An 18,465-nucleotide genomic window follows, 5' to 3' on the forward strand; every position below is an offset into this window, starting at 1 on the left:
AACCTGCTCTTGTTTAAATTAAAATTTCAAGTTAGTTATTCATGAATATGAAAAATGATAAAAAAACAATGGATGATACTAGCGCGATAACGATTCGTGATATGTTACGCATTGGCACTTGGAATTTAAATATTGAAACAGGTATTTATACTTTAGACAGAGTTACTTGTGAGGTATTAGGTATACCTTATAACACCGTAGTAAAAAGAGGTGGAAATTCACCATATAGCAAGTCTGATACTACAGCTTCCTTAATTGAAGATGGTATAAAAAAGTTGCTAAAAACGGGTAAACCTTTTGACCAAGAACTAGAGTTTAAAACCCCAGAAGGAGCCGTCATCTGGCTACATGTCATAGCTACCCGCAAATTAGAAAATGGAAAATGCACTGCAATTGCAGGAATCGTACAAGATATTACCCAAAGCAAACAAACTCAGGAAATAATTTTACAAGATAATCAACTATTAAAATTTGCGGAACACAAAGCAAAACTAGGTCATTGGAATTGGGATGCTAGTTCAGATACGTTAATTTGCTCGGAGAACATGACCTACATTGTGGGTGTTCCTACGGACGCTCCAGTACCTCTAAGTGTTTTAATAGATAAGGTTCACCCAGAAGACAGAGAGTTCGTTAGAAAGCAAATAGCACATAATATTAAAACCAAACATTACCATAGTTTCACCCATAGAATGGTAATGCCAGACGGCAGAATCCGAATTATTCAAGTTTCCGGTGATGCTATTTTGGATGATGAAGGAAACCTCACAAACATATTAGGTATATCACAAGATGTTACCAGCTATAAAACTATAGAGGCCGAATTAACTAAAAAAAATGAACTCTTAATCTTTGCAGAACAAAAAGCCTTATTGGGTCATTGGGAGTTAAACACAATTACCAATGAGGTATTCTGGTCCGCCAATTTATATTATCTTTTTAAGCAAGAAGAAAATATAAAACTAGAATTCAATACCTATTTTGAATGTGTACACCCAGAAGATCAAGCAGAAGTTAAGGACCATTTTGCCCAAGCAATAGAGCAAAAATATTTTGATAAAATCATACACCGCATCCTATTAAAAGACGGTACATTAAAGTGGATTAGATTGTTGGGCGATGTTGAGGTTGATGAAAAGGGAAATACTGTAAAATTAGCAGGTACCTGCCAAGATATCACTGAACAACAACTACAAGAAATTAAGTTTAAAGGGCTTGTGGATTCCGCACCCAGTGCAACCATAATAGTGGGTAATGAAAGTATTATTCAAATGGTTAACAAACAAGGAGAAAGCCTATTAGGTTATTCTTCAGAGGAATTAGTAGGCAAATCTATAGAAACGCTAATCCCTTCAAGATTTGATGAAATTCGCGCTACGCATAGAGAAAAATTCCTCACCAATATGGAGGTAACAATTGTAAACCTTGGTGAAGATTTCTACTTAAAACACAAATCTGGGAAGGAAATCCCAGTTGAAATAACGCTTGGTCCGTTGCAAACAGATGAAGGTCTTATTATATCTATGTCTGTAAGAGATCTTACTTCCGCTAAAATAGCCGAAGGTAAAATTTTAAAAGCGAAAGAAGACTTGGAAATTCTGACCGAAGAACTCACCGCACAAAATCATCAATTAGCAGATTTTACACAAATTACCTCTCACAACTTACGAGCACCAGTAAGCAATTTAAATTCGCTTGTAGAAATCTACAAAATGATGGGAAGTGAGGAAGAGCGTAATGACCTGTTCAAAAAATTTGAAACAGTAATTTCCCACCTTTCACTAACTCTCAACACGTTAATAGAAGCATTGAGTGCCAAAAGTCATAATTCATTAGAACGTAGCGTGCTTTCCTTTAGCAATAAGTTATCTAAAACAAAAGAGATTTTTTCTACGGAAATAGAAAGGACGAAAGCGATTATTAAAAGTGATTTTTCTGCGGTAGATTCAATTCGTTATAATAGAATCTACATGGAAAGCATTTTTCAAAATCTAATTGGAAATGCTTTAAAATATAAATCTCCAGAACGCGTTCCAGAAATAGAGATTACCTCAAAATTAGAAAATGGAAAAATAGTTTTGAGCTTTAAGGATAATGGCTTGGGAATAGATTTGGAAAAGCATGGTCACAAAATATTTGGTTTGAACAAAGTTTTTCATAACCATCCAGAAGCAAAAGGAATTGGTCTCTTTATGACCAAAACTCAAATTGAAGCTATGGGCGGAAAAATTACAGTAACAAGTAAAGTCAATGAAGGCAGTACTTTCAACGTTTATTTTATTTAAAACATATGCCACAACCTTTTCACCTTTGTATTATTGACGACGATGATATTTATAGGTTTACAATTATTCAATCTGCAAAGTTCTCTAAGATCGAACATAAGACTTCAGTTTTTAAGAATGGAGAAGAGGCCATAAATTTCATTAAAGAGAATCAGAATTCTTCTGACGCGCTGCCAAATCTTATCTTATTAGATATTGATATGCCAATTATGGATGGGTTTCAGTTTTTAGAGACCTATAAAACTATTGGACCCAATCTGACCCAGAAGATTCCTATTTATATGATTTCTTCCTCTGTAGACCCTGAAGATGTTGAGAAAGCTAAAAGCTATGAATTTGTTGTTGATTACTTATACAAGCCTTTAAAAAGTGATAAGCTTAAGGAGATAATGGAAAAGACGATCGGGCTTTAGAACCATTTATGTTCAAGGCTACTATTTTTTCTTATTCTTTTCTTCTATCCATTTAGAAAGATACTTTGTACTCTGCAAAGTTTGGTGCTGTACTAAATTTCCCATAAAATTCTGAATACGGTGTTCTTCTATATTACGCTGTAGATTATTCAATACCAAAGAAAAACGTTCACTCAGCATTTTCTTGTTGTACAGTTCATTAATAAGAGCCAGACCATTCTGTTGTGCTCTTTCCCAGTCCTCTTTATTACTATACAATCGTACAGCTTCACGGGCAAAATCCTCTGGTGTTTCTGCTATAGCACCGGACCAAGGTAAATCATTATGCATACCCTCTGCTCCTATGGCAGTTGTAATGCTTGGTGTGCCATTTTCCATTGCCGTGGTAAGCTTTCCCTTAATACCTGCGCCAAAACGCAATGGAGCAAGATTTATGCATGTCTTCTTAAATACCTCATTTACATCTTCGGCCCAGCCATTAACTAGAAATCCAATTTCCGGTTTGTGCAACTGATTGATTTGCTGCGGCATATATGCTCCGTAGATAGAAACTTTAGCTTCTGGCAAAGCTTTTCTAATCAATGGCCATATTTCTTTAGACAACCATAAGACGGCATCTACATTTGGTGTGTGTTTTCCGTTGCCTATGCACACAAAATTTATCCGTTCATCAAAATCAGGCCAAGCTTCTTGTTCTGTAGCTTGTATTTCTTCCAAAAGAAAAGGTAGATGCAGAAGCAGATTAGTATCAATTTTTAAAGTTTCGGTCAGCAGTTTTATTTCAAAAGTAGAAACCATTAAAGAAAGATCGCAACGCAGAATACTTGCAACTTCACGTTTGGTAATATCTTTCTGCAACCAAGTATGTGTTGAAAATGGAATTTCTTTTTTATGAGAAACCTCTCTTACCTTTCTAAGCGAATGTAAATCTTCGGTATCAAGTATTTTAATAGCACTGGGAACACTCTCAGAAATGCGCCACCCAAATTGTTCCTCGGTCAAAAACCGATCAAATAGTACAACAGTAGGATTTATCTCTTTTAGAAAATCGTCAAAACCGGAGTCATTCAACGTAATATCCCTAGATATTATACCTAAAGCATCAAGGTCTAATGAGAGTTCGCTTTTAGAAGCCGTACTTGTAAAGACGATATCAAAACCTTCGTTTTTAAAAAAATCCAGAAGTTGCAGCATTCGGTTTCCTGCAGCTGTAGAAGCAGGCTCAGGCCAAGTAAAACCAATTACTAAAAGTACATTTTGTTTCACCTTACCTTGTAATTTTCTGTAAATGTCTGGTATTTAAACTACAACCTATTAATTTTCCTTTTGGAAATTACATTCTTTCTGCGAACATTTTAGAGATACTTGAACGTAATTTACGCTCATAATCCTCTTCCAACCACTCTTTATAGTTTTTGGTATTGTTCATAATACAATAAGAATATTGACGTACACGGTACTTAATTTCCTCCTTTAGTTCTTTTGCTAGAATACGGGCATCAAAAACATCTTCTGAGTTCTCTACACAAATTTGAGCATGTTGATCAATACTACGTTCCAATACAATTTTGGACCTTAGACCTTCTGCAAAAACCTTTTTGTATTCCTCTTTTATATTGAACTCAATATTGGTAGAATTTTTGAATTTTTCACGAAGCGCCGCAGGCATTTCGTAAACGAATTCTTTTTCTATCTCCTCGTCGTTCTTAATATTCTCCAAGTAGAAATCTGGAAAGTGGAAAATTTCCTGCCAATCAATAGGTGCACTCCATAACCCAAAACGTGCTACGTTATTACCTAAATCTACTACCGTAAATTCGCTTTTATTAGGCAAAATACGAGACCCACGACCAATCATCTGAAAATATAGCGTAAGCGAGCGCGTAGCCCTATTAAGCATTATGGTTTCAACAGATGGTTCATCAAAACCAGTTGTAAGAATACTAACTGATGTAAGAATAGCATCTGGCGTATTGGAGAACCATTCTAAAATCTCCTTACGTTCTGTAGCCGTGTTTTTATTATCTAAATGACGAATATTGTAACCCGCCTTTTTAAAGGTTTCATACACATAACGAGACGTGTTGATACCATTATTAAATATTAATGTTTTAGTACCCTCTGCAATCTCTTTGTAGCCAGAGAGTAGTTTTCCCAACATACTCTGATTACTGTAAAGCTCATCAGAAGATTTTACCGTGTAATCACCACTAATACCTAGTTTAAGACTCTGTAGGCTAACATCATAATTATACATGTTACCCTTTGCCAAGAACTTTCTCTCTATAAGGGCGCCTATAGATTCACCCACGATCAACTTCTGATAGTTGTCCTTCATGGGTAATTTAATGTTGGAACTTAAAGGAGTTGCCGTAACCCCTAAAATTGTAGATTTCTTGAAAAATTTAAAGAGTTTGCGGAAAGAATTGTAATGCGCCTCATCAATTATAATAAGGCCAATATCATCAATTTCTACCTTCTCTTCTTGTAATCTGTTGTTCAAGGTTTCTACCATGGCAACAAAACACATGAACTCATGTTGGTCATTGAGTTCTTTTACCTCACTATTGATAATCTTATTCTTGACACCAAAACTCTTCAGCATTTTAGAAGTCTGCGTACTCAATTCTATACGGTGTGTAAGTACTACTACTTTCTTTCCTGTTTTTTCAATATAACGACGAGCAATTTCAGAAAAAACTACGGTTTTACCACCACCAGTAGGCAATTGGTACAACAGGTTTCCGTTTTCTTCAGGGTCCTCAAGATGCTTGAAAATAGTATTCAGATCTTCAATCTGATAATCGTATAATTGCTTTTCGGTTGTATCCTTTTTTAACTCCAAGTAGGTTCTAAAATTTAGCGTTCAATTATAATAAATATGTGGGGGCATCCCAAAATTTGAATTTTACAAAATTAAAGGAAATTTGTACTTATCTGAAATTTATTCCTCTTAAATCAATAAAAAGAAAATAGAAAACCTCCGCCCTACCCTTAAAATATGGCTGTATGCGAGTAATTGTTGAGAAAGAAAGTGTGGTATTAATATCCTTTATCCATCACCACCTCATTTAATAGAGGACTCCCATTCGTTAACCTATCATAATTTTCTAAAATCTGAGGGACTACAGAATTCGTATCAGAAACACTAGCGTAATGAGGTGTCATTTGAATTTTCTCATGACTCCAAAACGGATGTTCCTTTGGAAGAGGTTCTTGATGATAAACGTCTAACCCTGCTCCAGATAGATGGCCGTTATTCAACATTTCTAATAAATCCTCATCTACCAAATGACCACCACGAGCCACATTTATTACAAATGCGCCTTTTGGAAGTAGCTTAAACAGTTCTTTATTTAAAATTCCAGTAGTAACATTGGTCAAAGGTAAAAGACAAACCAAGATTTGAGTGGTTTCAAGAAAACCAGAAAAGCCAGATTCACCGGCAAAACAGCTGACGCCATCTATATGCTTCTTAGAATTGGCCCAACCCTGAACCTTAAATCCGTATTTCACCAAATCAGTTGCTAATTCCTTTCCAAGAGCTCCTAATCCCATTATACCAACAGTAAAGTCTGAAATACGATTGTATTGCATGGGTTGCCAAATACCTTTTGTTTGGTTAATCCTATATCTATCCAGATTTTTGAGGTAACTAAAGATAACGGCAAGCACGTGCTCACTCATGTCTTTGGCCAACATATCATCTACCACACGGGTTATTGGTAGGTTTTTAGGAGCTGTATCATCCTCAAAAATAAAATCTACTCCTGCCCCACTTGATGCTATTAGTTTCAGATTAGGATAATCTGCCAATGAACCGTTTTGATGCTTCCAAACTAGGGCCATTTCTATTCTATCTTTAGGGTGGTTTTCTAAATAGCTGTAAACTTCTAAACCGGGTTGATACGCTAAAAGGGCTTCTTTCCAAAGATCAATTTTACCATCCTGTCTTATAATTACTAACGCCATATTTAGTCTATGATATCTAAGGCTCGAGAAAATCCTTCGCCAAATTGCCAATTCTGCTCTTCAGTTATAGTATAAATTTTTACTATGCGCTCTTTATAATCTGCTAAAAGTCCATTTATAGAAATAAACTGAACAGCCTCAGTAAATGAATTCATCATGCTTTTATAAAAGGCATCGGGTATATTACGATTTTTCTCAAACACCTGAGCAATTTCCAAATTATATAACATAACATCTGCAATAAGGTGTGGATCAACCCCTAGTTTTATAAAATGCTTTATAAACTTCTGAGCCACAGAACGCCTAGCTTTTGGTCTTCTACGTCTAACAGGGAAGTATTCATTACTTATTTTAGTCTTTGCTTCCTGAACAAGCTTGTCTTCCTTTGGATTAAAGATGAAATTATAGTACTCTTTTACCTCAGGAAAACGGTCATAAAGGTCTAGAAGCTGTTCTTCTATAGCATCCTTATCAATCTCGTTGAGATACTTTTTTAGCTTTCGCTTACTCATTTTTCGTGATTTGAATTCAAAAATAACCTAACGAAGAGAATCCGCCTAGATTCGTACTACAAATCTCAAAGTTCTCATAATTTATGTATAACAATACTCACAAATCTTTGGAAAAGCGGTAATAAAAATGTATACTGTACTCTTGTAGCAACCCTAAACATACTAGATATATGAGGCAACTAAAGATTATCAAGCAGGTTACAAACCGTGAGTCAAAATCATTGGACAAGTACTTGCAAGATATCAGTAAAATTGATCTGATCAATGCGTCTGAGGAAGTAGAACTAGCACAAAGAATCAGAGCTGGAGATCAAGCAGCACTAGAAAAACTAACTACAGCTAACCTACGCTTTGTAGTGTCCGTGGCCAAACAATATCAGAATCAAGGTTTAAAGTTACCCGATTTAATAAACGAAGGTAACCTAGGGCTTGTGAAAGCTGCAAAACGTTTTGATGAAACCCGTGGTTTTAAATTTATATCATATGCCGTATGGTGGATCCGTCAATCGATTCTTCAGGCTCTTGCCGAACAATCTCGTGTTGTGCGTCTACCTTTAAACAAAATTGGTTCTATAAATAAGATTAAAAAAACTTTTTCTTATTTGGAACAAGCTCATGAAAGACCACCTTCTGCCGAAGAAATAGCAAAAGAGCTAGAGATGACGGTTAGTGAGGTAAAGCAATCCATGAAAAATTCCGGAAGGCACGTATCTATGGATGCGCCACTTCGTGAAGGTGAAGATTCTAATCTTTATGATGTACTTCGTAGTGGCGAGTCTCCTAGACCAGATAAAATACTAATGCAGCAGTCTCTTAATACAGAGATTAACCGCGCTTTAGAGACCTTGTCTCCAAGAGAAGCCGATGTGGTTAAATTGTGTATTACGGTATTGGTGATCAACAATCTATGACTTTAGCCGAAATAGGCCAGACTTTTGACCTTACCAGAGAAAGAGTTCGCCAAATTCGTGAGAAGGCCATTAGAAAATTGCGCCACAACTCAAGAAGCAAATTGTTGAAGACGTATTTAGGATAGTCTTTTTTTACAACATAACTATATAAAAAAGCCCTGACGTTTTATCGTCAGGGCTTTTTTTTTGAACAACTAATATTCACTAAATAACTAAGAAAAATTCAATTTACTAATTTGTTCGCTGTTTAGAATTTCATTCAAATTTTCAATGAAATTTAAATAAGCTGCGTTGTCTGGGTTTTGTTTTGACATAGTTGTAGGTTTTAAAGGTTGATGGATTTGGGATCCTGATTTACATGTAATCTAACTCTACCAATTCATTTAAACTTAAAATTTCATTTAAGTCTTGAAGGAATGATAGGTATTCTTCTCCGTAAGTATCGTAAAGCATAATAGTATAGGTTAAATTGTTATTTTGATTCGGTGTCTCAATTATTATGATGTAAACTTATTAATTAAGGCAGCCTTCAACAACAAAATGTGGTGTAACGAATAAAACATGTTGTAAAACCTGTTAATCATGTATAAATCTAATTTTGAGAAGCAAATCATGTGTGTAATTCATCGTAAAAATTGAACATTTCATCTATTACGTGCTGTTTTCCAACTATTTGTCGTTTTCCGAAGCCAATGTTTACAGGTGACACAAGCTATATAAGCAATTATGATACCAATCTGTGCTACTTTGTTCCACCTGTTTAAAAATTTTTTCTCTACTTGAAATTATAAGGACGTGAATTCTGTGAAATAATGGATTTTATATGTACCAAGCCAACTATTTAAGGCCTAAAGGGATCGATTTCTCTTCCCTCATTTTCATAGCAATAAGGATACCTTTCAGAACGTTATTACTTTGTATTTATAATAGGATTTGGACTTGTTAATTAGATAAACAAGGGGTCTTCAAATTACATTCAGACTTATACAATGAAAAACAAAGCAAAAATTGCCACTTTGGCCTTTATGTATGCCAACCTCTGTTTTGGAGCATCAGATATTAGTTTGATTGAAACTGAGTACACTCCTATTACCTCAGCAATTGCCATTAACGAAAAAACCGTAACGCTAAGCAGTCATGGTTTTCTTGCCCAGCAGAAAAGTAGTTTCACTATTTCCGGCCAGACAGAACATATTGAACGAGGCCTAACAGTAATTCATTTTAATTCTGATGAAACTTTTGAATTCAAAACCTTTGACACTTACTCTAGCCCAGAGGCAATAGACAAACTTTTACTTATACTAAAGCAGTTACAGGTCAACAAAGCCACTTTTGCCATTCTAGCCCATGATTCTGCAGTTAACGGTGTTTTAAAATCATCCGCAGAGTTAGCTGAAATGGGATTCATAAAACTTGGTGCACTAAAAAGCCGTGAAGCCTATGTCATGTACAACTTTAATGGTGTAATTACGGAAAAGGTTAACGATCGTTCTGTAATAATTTCAGAAGACGTTCCCAATCTCTCAGAGGATGACAAAATTTATTTTCCGCGTATCACTTATAAATTTGAACCAAACAACAACCGCTATATTGCCCATGCTGGCGGGGAGATAAACGGAGTTAAGTCTACCAACAGTAAGAATGCCCTAGATGAAAATTATAAAAAAGGATTCCGCCTTTTTGAACTTGATATTATTGAAACTTCAGATAAAAAGCTGGTGGCAGCACATGATTGGGATATGTGGGCACGCTTTACAGATTATACGGGGGCATTGCCTCCCTCCCATTCAGAATTCATGAAACATAAAATTTATGGTGATTATACTACTTTAGATTTAAAAGGAATAAATGCGTGGTTCAAGGCGCATCCGGATGCTACCTTGGTTACCGATAAAGTGAACGACCCTGTTACTTTTGCTAATCAATTTATAGATAAAAGCCGATTACTAATGGAACTCTTTAGCCCAATGGCGGTTGAAGAAGCTTCTCAACATGGTATTAACGCCATGATTTCCCAAGGACCGTTAATGAAAATAAAAGGGGACAAACTACAGTGGTTAGCAATTAATAATGTGAAACACGTAGCGCTCTCCCGCAGGATATTATCCGCACAGAATGAGTTGATGTTGCAATTAAGAGATGAAGGAATTAAGGTCTATGTCTACAATGTAAACTTTGACCCAGGTAAAGATGAAAAGTATGTACAAGAGAATGAAATTGGACTTGTATATGGCATGTATGCCGATAAATGGGTGTTTGATACCGAAGCAAAAAAAGACAGCAAGTAAACGGTGTATTTAGAATTTCACTTCATACGTAACACCTGCAGAAACTCCATAAAAGAATTTCCCTGACGCGAATGCTAATTCTTGTCTTGTAGCTCCCACATTTGCCCTATAAATATTCGGGCTCTTTTTTCCAGTGAACTGATACTCTAAACTTACTCTTTGCGACTCTACATATAACAAGGTCTCCGCCAACAGTTCATCTCCAGAAGTCAACTGTCGTAACTCAGGCGAAAAGCCCATACCCACATTCAATCCCAAATAGTTCTCCGCATCTTTCAAGTATTTGCGTACCAGAAAATTTCCTGAAAATTTGGTGAGGTTGTCTGATAGCGGGGTAATATAAGAACGAAGTGAAAAATAATAGTTACCTCTATAGTGCCCTAAGGAGTTGGAGATAACAGAAACGTTTTTAGTTTCATAGCTGATGTAACGACCTCCTGCTGAAAATTCAAACGCACCCGGTAAATTCACATAAAGGTCACCACCCATTTTGTGCTCCGGGTAAATTGACGAACTAGAATAACCATAATTCAAATAAGCATAAAAGCGCTTTGAAAACTTTGGGTAAAAATCTAGATCATACTGTACACCATTTGCACCTGATCGATTACTATAGTTTATTCTTGGAATAATACTACCTGCCAACGTTTGTCTTTTAAACGAAATACTGGAATAATAGATAGGGTCATACCTTTGATCAAAAACCGTTGCAGCATTTCTTACTGAAATTTTATTATTGAATACTTCTTCCCCTAAAGGAGTTTTTGCTGCAAGTGTATCAATAGCTTCTGGTTTTACGGTTTCTGGTTTTTTCTCAGCGCTAACCAAAAGAGCTTCTTCTTTAGAAACTACCGAATCGTCTTGATTAAACCATCCTGACTCTGGGTATTCGGCATTAGCTACCCCTTCTTCGGCAATCGCTTTTAGCCTTTCTACCTCATCATCACTTTTAAGATGCACCAAGGCTTTATTGGCCAGACCTATTGCTGTAGCATTGTTATTGGCATAAAGCTCATTCTTTATAGAAGCTATCCAGACACTTCTATCCGTCTTATCTGAAGAAATTAAGATATTAAATTCATCTCTAGCTTTGTCATACTCTTCGCTCCAGCTATAGGTACTCGCTAACAAGGAACGAGCGTCGTGGTCTTTAGAGTTTGGCTTTACTAATTGTGTCAACATTACGTTAGCAGACCTAAAATCACCTTCATAAGCCAAATTACGAGCCTCCTCAAAACTTACGGCACTAAGTTCGTTATATGCCGTATCTTGACTCCGGGCAAAAAGGCCTAGGAAAATGCATAGCATGAACAGAGATGTTGTTTTAAGACTCATTCTGATTCAAACGAATTAATAGCGGTCTCCGTATCGGATTTCTTAATTTTCTCTAAAAAAGCAGTAATTCTTTTTTTTCGTGCTTGATTGCGTGCACGTTCTATTTTATCTTCTATTTCATGAGCGCTAGCACTATTCTCCTTTACGGTTTCAATAAGTGCTAAAGCCTCTTTTGAGCGTTCTGACCAGAAATATACATCGAACAAGGCAGAATACGAATCAATATAATTTGGATTCATTTTAATACAATCGTTCAATATTTTGATAGATGTATCATAATTGCCTTGCCAAACATTAACCCTACCCATTAGTATCTTAGTATCTATGTGGCTGGGAACATCAGATAAGATGTATTTACACAGTAATAAAGCTTTATCAAATTTTTTGTCAAATGCGAGGTCTCTTGCTATGAAATACCCCTTATCTGAATCCTGCCCATTATAAACGCTGTTGAGCCAAATGGTTTCACTATCTGTAAATTGTTCTTCTTTTACCGTAAAGACAGCCAAGTCATCTGGAATTATCTTATTGTTATTCGTTACATAAGCGTTCATAGCTTTAAAGGATTGCATCTTGCTTTCACTTTTAGAACCTCCAAAAGTAGAACCTAAGTCCATATTCTCATCCAACGAAAAAACAGAGCCATCAGAGTACAGCTTCTCTCCGTCAACAAATTCTTTTAATTCGTTCTTATTACGCATTAGAGGTATATTTTTAATTGAACGAAACTCTTCGCTCATATCTAACGCGCTACCCATCCATGCGACTTCTTTAGGTGTTTTAAGTTCGTATCTAGACTCAAGCAGGGCCAACAATGTTGGAGTAACATCAAAATGAGAATTAACCGCACTCATTTTCTTAGTCGTCTTCAAAAGTGGACTGTACATAATTAACGGTACATGAAACCTACTTATATTATTCCGCTGTGGTATGGGTATTAATCTGTGGTCACCTGTAATAACAAAAATGGTATTGTCATAATTTGGTTGCTTTTTATATTCTTCTAAAACATATTTCAAAGCATTATCCGTATAAAGTAGCGTAGCAAAAACATTCTCGTTCTTTTCTATTACTCTTTCTACCTTTCCTTCATAATTGCCCTGAGCTAGTATCTTGGCTACCTTAGCTTCATAGAAATCTTGTTTGGGCGGAAGAAACGGCTCATGAGTACTAATAGTCATATAAACCTCCATACGTGGCTGTTCTGCTGCTCTGGGCAAACTCATACTCTTTTTAAAAAGTTCTTTATCAGGATAGCCCCATGAAGTGCCTGCAGCATCTTCTTCCTGCATCTGATACTTATTTCCAAATCCCGACTTATCTAGAACAAAATCTAAGTTTTCGCTCTGTAAAAATCGATCTACATTATCAAAAGAACTATTAGTTCCTTGATAAAATGAAGTATGGTACCCGTTGTTCTTTAAAATACTGAACAAGGTGAGTTTATTTGGGTATTTCTCAAGCTCCATAAATCCGCTTTTACCAAAAGGCAACGAACCCAACAGAGAAGGTAATACACCAAAAGTTCGTCCGGTATTGCTTAAGCAATTCTCCCAATACAAAGACTTGGTTGTAAGAGAATCCAGGAATGGGGTAAACCCACCATACTCGGCCCCTTCTCCAACAAAATCCCTACCTAGCCCTTCTACCATTATGAAAACGATATTGGGTTTTTCTTCTTTGAGTTCAAAATAATCACCTAAAACGTTCTCTATAGGTTTTGACTTAATTAATGGATACTCCACATCTGAGTTATACGAAGTATCTTCCGTAGAGGTATCATAAAGGTTGAGTGCTAGGTATTGTGTCTTATTATGGTTAATAGGCTTACCCTCAATAAAAAGTGTAGCCATGAACATGCTAAATAGAATAATGGTAAACGGATACATTTTACTAATGTGATGGTAATGTTTTGACGTTACCTTATAAAATCCGTAAAACATGCCTATTATAGCCACAAGTGCTACTGGAAGCATCCAGGATATTCCTCCAGAATTTTTAATAGTCATTTGAATATCATTGAAGCTATATCCCAATAAATCTGACCCCAAAGGAACTAAGGCCGTACAGAAATAGCTTATAAGCATAGCCTCTATGATTAAAAGAAGAAGAAGTAATGCGGAAATTAAATTGAAACCATAGCGTGGACGCAAGTTTTCCCAAAAATTGAATGGAAAGGCAAGTATAACACCAATCAAAGAAGTGAAGCCTATTTGATGCACTATAGCTATTAGAAAGCTGGTTCCAAAAATAACATCAACTACACCTTTAAAGTATAGGGTGGTATATTGATAAATAGTAAGCACTAAAAGACTTCCGAAGAAAGAAATCATCAATCTCGTATAGTGCTTTAAAGAATATCTATCTATTGTACTTGTATTCATTTCTTATTTTAAGCGGCTTTTGCAAAGCCTTTACGTACCTGAGATCCCCAGCCCGATTTAATCCTGAACAATTTTTTGTAATTACCCCTAACTGCAGACCATACTACGATTGGATGAAAAAATATAGGCTCTATAATGGCACAGAGCATTAAGGTTAAAATATCTTTTGTTTTCTTATACTCGTTATAACTGTACACATCCCAAAGAATGGCATAAAACGAAAACATAACGGAGAATATATATACCATTGCCGTTATGGCGATGAAGAAATCCCAATTTAGAATCCCTAAATAGACGAATAGTATTATGGTAAAAAAACCAAAAAACTCCATAAGCGGTGCCAGCCATTCATAAAAAAACCAATATGGATAGCTTAATAATCCTAAGCGGCCATATTTGGAATTAAAAAACATGTCTTTGTGCTTAAACAAGGTTTCTAAGTTACCTCTCGCCCACCGATCTCTTTGGTTGACCAGTATTTTTAAATCTTCAGGCACTTCCGTCCAACAGAGAGGATCGGGAATGTATTCTATGGTATAGGGTTCTTTTCTGTCATGCATGTACCTACGCATCTTAAAAACAATCTCCATGTCTTCTCCTACGGTACCTGTATCATAACCACCAACAGCTAACGCAATCTCACGGTCAAAAAAACCAAATGCACCGGATATAATTAGAAGACTGTCTATACTACCCCAAGCCATTCTTCCTAAAATAAAGGAGCGAGTATATTCTAATAATTGAAACCTTGCCAGCCAATTGGTCGGTAAACGTATTTCTTCAAGCTGGCCACCTTCTATTACACAAGAGTTGGCCACTCGTATAACACCGCCAACTGCAATCACCCTTTTTTCTGAACGTTGATAAAATGATTTCACTACATGTAACAAAGCATCAGGAAGCAAAAGACAATCTACATCTATACAACCTACATAACGATTGGTAGAAAGTGCCATGCCTGTATTTAAGGCATCGGACTTTCCTCCATTTTCCTTGTCGATGATAGTTAGCTTAGAAAAAGCTCTGTGAGGTGATTTGTAAATACCGCGGATAGGTTTATTCTTCCAATTCGGGTCAATTTTTTGGTCTATTTGAACAAGGTCATACGCATCTATCATCTTCTGAAGCGTATCATCCTTACTGCCATCATTAACTACCATAACCTCGTAGTTTACATAACGAAGCGACATAAGCGACCGTATATTCTCAACAATGGTCATACCCTCATTATAAGCTGGTGCAATAATGGTAATGCTAGGCGCTAAAGGAGATGCCATAACCTTTGAAAGGTTACCAAAACTATTCTTTTTTCTATAGTGTATAGAATTCCTAGTAGACAGGAAACCCATTATGGTAAATAAGGTAAATAGAGTTACAGTAAACATCAGAAACATGATGTTTATGTAATCTAGGATTATATTAAAGAGAGTACTATCCATTAAACTTACCAATCAGCTTTTTTGGGAAATCTATGATATTGGTTAAAAATGAATTATCGCTAGAGGATATCTCATTAGCCTCAACTTGAATGTCCAATACTTTTTTATCGTACTTTTTATCAAGTACCTCGGTATCTTCCAATACAAAATCAAAATCTAAAGTATCTGAGGCTCTTGGTACAAAAGCTGTTTTCTTGGTTTTGAAGTACTCTTTCTTGGACTTAGTTTCTATAAAAGGCTCTAGTATAGAAAGGTCTATAGGTAGTTCTCCCACTGGCCTTGGTATGAGGTCCTTTTCAAATTCGGTTTTTCTTGAAACTTTTTCTACTAGCAGTTTTAAAACTTCTTGCGCCTTAGCCCTAATTTCTAAATTAGAATCTCCCAAAAGTCCATCCAAAAAAGTAATTTCCTTTTCATCTCCAACTGAAACAATCTCATCTAGAAGCAACAGCTTAGATTCCGTATCCACATTCTTGAATAAATCTGCAAATACATTAAATGCCGGCATCTCCAACTCGCGTTCTACTGGTGTTTTACTACTAGTTTTTTTTATTGTTTTCTGTGTATAAGAAAACTGCTCTATAAGACTTGAAATACGGTCTTTTATAAAACTCTGGTTTTCTTCTGCCAAAAGCTCTTGTAATAACGGTATCTCTCTATGATCACCCATTTCTTCCAAATCATCAAGAAGCCCCATCATGTACGCTTCATGTTCATTGTAATAAATGGGTTCTGGTATTAAATCTGCAAAGGGTTTAATGGGCTTTATAGGCTCTATCTTATCTTTTTCTAATTCATTTTCTCGAAGTTCATTTTCTGCCATTAGCCAAGATATTACATCTTGAGAATCATTGACCACAGGCCCTACTTGATTAGTATTACTGGGCTCTTCTGAAATTTCTTCTTTTTCCTCTTTTACTTCTGGAATTGAGTTTTTTGTATCTTCAAACTGAACCTCAAAATCAGATAATGTATAGCCATCTATACTATTTGTATTTTTAGTCTCTACTTCTTCAGGCGTTGTGTCAACAACATGTTGCTCATCTACAACCTCGTTATCCATAACGATTGGCAAAAAATTAAGCTCATTAATTTCATTAATGAGTCCCTGTAAATCTTCATTTTCATCCAAAGTACTAGATTCAGGTAATTCATTCTCTTCTTTCTGCTCCTCTACTACAATTGGTAGAAAATCGATTTTAGAAACGTCAAAATCTGGTTTATCTATGGTAGCATCGGATTGAATAATAGAATTAACTTCATCGAATTCAACTTCAATCTTTTTAATATCGCGGCTGGTGTTTTCTGAATCTGCCATGGGTTTATATTTTGGTATAGTATGGTTATGGTGTGTTTTATCATTTGTTACAAGAGATAAAAAATCGAACCTTAGTGAAGGTTCTGAAAATATTTCCGCTTGTGGATTCCTTATTTTCGTTGAAATACCAGAGACCACAACAGGGTCAACAACAATTATCTCGGTTACTTGTAAAACTTCGATTTGTTCTGGTTCGCAATCTTCTTTTTCTTCAACTGTTTTATTTTCAGTAATCTCAGATACTTCAGTATTCACGATTATCTGCTCTGTAGCTTCTTCTTCTTCTTCTTCTTCTGATTGCTCTATACTCGTATTAAAATGAACATCATTAGGCAGCTCTTCTGGATCGCTATCAACAGATATTGATTCTTCTACCGTATCTTCTTTTTCAAAATCCTTAACAATAGCAGAAACACCTGTTTTTTCTTCAATATCTTTTGCAGCTGCAGAAACTTGAGGTAATTCAATTTCTATATTTTCAGTAGTATCAAGTATTATTTGTCCTTCTTCGACTTCAGCTACATACTCTTTTGAAACCTCAATGCCTTCAGAGGGCATAACACTCTCTGGCGCAATAGTATTTATAGCTAGTAACGCCTTACTAGAGACTAAAAAGTCGCTTTCTCTCCTTTCTATTTCGTTTAAGAAACCAAGCTCATCAAGACTTCCTATTTCTGCAATGGCGCCTAAGACAGCAATTTTACTATAAGTATTAGATTTTTTAAAAATGGATTTAAGCGTAGGTATAGCCTCAACCACATAAAACTCTTTAATACAGCTAATTGCCTCCTGTTTTATTTGATTATCCTTATGTTTTAGCAGCTCAATAAGAGAAGCATTTGCATCGTTTTGATTGTAATATTTTATAAGCCTTAAAGAAAAAAGAACCACATGCTTATTCTTTGAAGTAAGCCACATTCTAAACCTAGGAGGTTCAAAACCATCTTGATTACGGATAACGTCAAGCAACTTCAACTGCTGCCATTCAGATATTTTATAGCGCGTAGTATCAAGGAAATAATTAATTCCTTCCGGCTTTAGTGTAACCGTAGCAATTTCTGCCTGTTTTCTAATAGTGCCTGTTTTGTGATTAATGAATTTGGTAATAAAACTATAGGCTGTTTCAACTTGCATTTGTGTAAGCTCCAAAATTCCTTTTGAGACAACTTCCCAACGCCAACTTTTAAGTTTTTTAAAAGCATCTTTTTCAAGTCCTAAATCTTGGTACAATTCAAAAAGTCGCGTTTGTGTATCTCCCGAAACATCCTTTCTCAGGTCTAAAAGGACTTCTACTAGTATTTTTCTGTTGAAATCGTTTTTAAGTAATTCGCGTATTTCAATTTTAAGGGAGATGTAATTAGATTTTTCGTCTTTATTGGCATCTTCTTCATAAAACAGAAACTCACTAATCATTGGTGAAAGTTCCTTTTTACTTTGCTTGGTGAGTCGCGCGGTTCCAGATATCCTATTTCTAAAAAAGAAAACAGAGATAAAATAAATTACAGCTAGGACAATAAAAAGTATAGATAAAGCCCACAGAAAGTCTGTGTTAATGCTAGGTGCCGTTATAAAAGCCACCCCATAATATGTATTGCTGGTATCTAACAA

11 protein-coding genes and 1 pseudogene are annotated in these 18,465 nt (G+C 35.7%); 4 read left to right on the forward strand and 8 right to left on the reverse strand.

Annotated elements, in window-relative coordinates; all coding sequences use genetic code 11:
- Positions 1 to 68: 68 nt before the first annotated feature.
- The gene (locus tag Q5W13_RS21050) at positions 69 to 2,285 is read left to right on the forward strand and encodes a PAS domain-containing sensor histidine kinase (protein WP_304444390.1); all 2,217 of its coding nucleotides are present in this window, start codon (positions 69 to 71) and stop codon (positions 2,283 to 2,285) included.
- A gap of 5 nt (positions 2,286 to 2,290) precedes the next feature.
- Complete coding sequence (locus Q5W13_RS21055; RefSeq protein WP_304444391.1) at positions 2,291 to 2,698, forward strand: response regulator; 408 nt, start codon at positions 2,291 to 2,293, stop codon at positions 2,696 to 2,698.
- Positions 2,699 to 2,719: 21 nt separating this feature from the next.
- Here the strand turns inward: Q5W13_RS21055 and Q5W13_RS21060 are convergent, their stop codons facing one another.
- The 4 genes from Q5W13_RS21060 to Q5W13_RS21075 form a co-directional block, all read right to left on the reverse strand.
- Entirely contained in the window at positions 2,720 to 3,964 is a 1,245-nt protein-coding gene (locus tag Q5W13_RS21060) for a glycosyltransferase (protein ID WP_304444392.1), read from the reverse strand.
- 67 nt (positions 3,965 to 4,031) lie between these two features.
- The gene (locus tag Q5W13_RS21065; RefSeq protein ID WP_304444393.1) at positions 4,032 to 5,543 is read right to left on the reverse strand and encodes a DEAD/DEAH box helicase; all 1,512 of its coding nucleotides are present in this window, start codon (positions 5,541 to 5,543) and stop codon (positions 4,032 to 4,034) included.
- A gap of 197 nt (positions 5,544 to 5,740) precedes the next feature.
- A complete protein-coding gene (locus Q5W13_RS21070) occupies positions 5,741 to 6,670 on the reverse strand; it encodes a 2-hydroxyacid dehydrogenase (protein WP_304444394.1) in 930 nt (309 codons plus the stop codon).
- Positions 6,671 to 6,672: 2 nt separating this feature from the next.
- Entirely contained in the window at positions 6,673 to 7,182 is a 510-nt protein-coding gene (locus tag Q5W13_RS21075; protein WP_304444395.1) for a DUF6155 family protein, read from the reverse strand.
- 170 nt (positions 7,183 to 7,352) lie between these two features.
- On the opposite strand from Q5W13_RS21075, the pseudogene Q5W13_RS21080 reads away from it, so the two are divergent.
- Together Q5W13_RS21080 and Q5W13_RS21085 are read left to right on the forward strand one after the other, a co-directional pair.
- Positions 7,353 to 8,218: pseudogene (locus Q5W13_RS21080) on the forward strand (sigma-70 family RNA polymerase sigma factor).
- A gap of 864 nt (positions 8,219 to 9,082) precedes the next feature.
- Positions 9,083 to 10,381, forward strand: coding sequence for a PI-PLC domain-containing protein (locus Q5W13_RS21085; RefSeq protein ID WP_304444396.1), 1,299 nt, complete (start codon positions 9,083 to 9,085; stop codon positions 10,379 to 10,381).
- Between the two features lie 9 nt (positions 10,382 to 10,390).
- On the opposite strand, the gene Q5W13_RS21090 is transcribed toward Q5W13_RS21085, so the two are convergent.
- Genes Q5W13_RS21090 through Q5W13_RS21105 form a run of 4 tightly spaced genes read right to left on the reverse strand, consistent with a single transcriptional unit; the run spans position 10,391 to position 18,465 of the window.
- Entirely contained in the window at positions 10,391 to 11,689 is a 1,299-nt protein-coding gene (locus tag Q5W13_RS21090; RefSeq protein WP_304444397.1) for a YaiO family outer membrane beta-barrel protein, read from the reverse strand.
- Between the two features lie 23 nt (positions 11,690 to 11,712).
- Complete coding sequence (locus tag Q5W13_RS21095) at positions 11,713 to 14,100, reverse strand: sulfatase-like hydrolase/transferase (protein WP_304444398.1); 2,388 nt, start codon at positions 14,098 to 14,100, stop codon at positions 11,713 to 11,715.
- Positions 14,101 to 14,108: 8 nt separating this feature from the next.
- Positions 14,109 to 15,539, reverse strand: a complete 1,431-nt coding sequence (locus tag Q5W13_RS21100; protein WP_304444399.1) for a glycosyltransferase family 2 protein — start codon at positions 15,537 to 15,539, stop codon at positions 14,109 to 14,111.
- The gene (locus tag Q5W13_RS21105) at positions 15,532 to 18,465 is read right to left on the reverse strand and encodes a HEAT repeat domain-containing protein (protein ID WP_304444400.1); all 2,934 of its coding nucleotides are present in this window, start codon (positions 18,463 to 18,465) and stop codon (positions 15,532 to 15,534) included. Before Q5W13_RS21105 ends, Q5W13_RS21100 begins: the two co-directional genes overlap by 8 nt.

The sequence above is a fragment of the Zobellia laminariae genome (assembly GCF_030553095.1).
Classification (GTDB): domain Bacteria; phylum Bacteroidota; class Bacteroidia; order Flavobacteriales; family Flavobacteriaceae; genus Zobellia; species Zobellia laminariae.

Coding starts and splice junctions, on each gene's coding strand:
- Q5W13_RS21050 (WP_304444390.1), top strand. CDS start 69: ATGGATGATACTAGCGCGATAACGATTCGTGATATGTTACGCATTGGC.
- Q5W13_RS21095 (WP_304444398.1), bottom strand. CDS start 14,100: ATGAATACAAGTACAATAGATAGATATTCTTTAAAGCACTATACGAGA.
- Q5W13_RS21075 (WP_304444395.1), bottom strand. CDS start 7,182: ATGAGTAAGCGAAAGCTAAAAAAGTATCTCAACGAGATTGATAAGGAT.
- Q5W13_RS21090 (WP_304444397.1), bottom strand. CDS start 11,689: ATGCTATGCATTTTCCTAGGCCTTTTTGCCCGGAGTCAAGATACGGCA.
- Q5W13_RS21055 (WP_304444391.1), top strand. CDS start 2,291: ATGCCACAACCTTTTCACCTTTGTATTATTGACGACGATGATATTTAT.
- Q5W13_RS21070 (WP_304444394.1), bottom strand. CDS start 6,670: ATGGCGTTAGTAATTATAAGACAGGATGGTAAAATTGATCTTTGGAAA.
- Q5W13_RS21085 (WP_304444396.1), top strand. CDS start 9,083: ATGAAAAACAAAGCAAAAATTGCCACTTTGGCCTTTATGTATGCCAAC.
- Q5W13_RS21100 (WP_304444399.1), bottom strand. CDS start 15,539: ATGGATAGTACTCTCTTTAATATAATCCTAGATTACATAAACATCATG.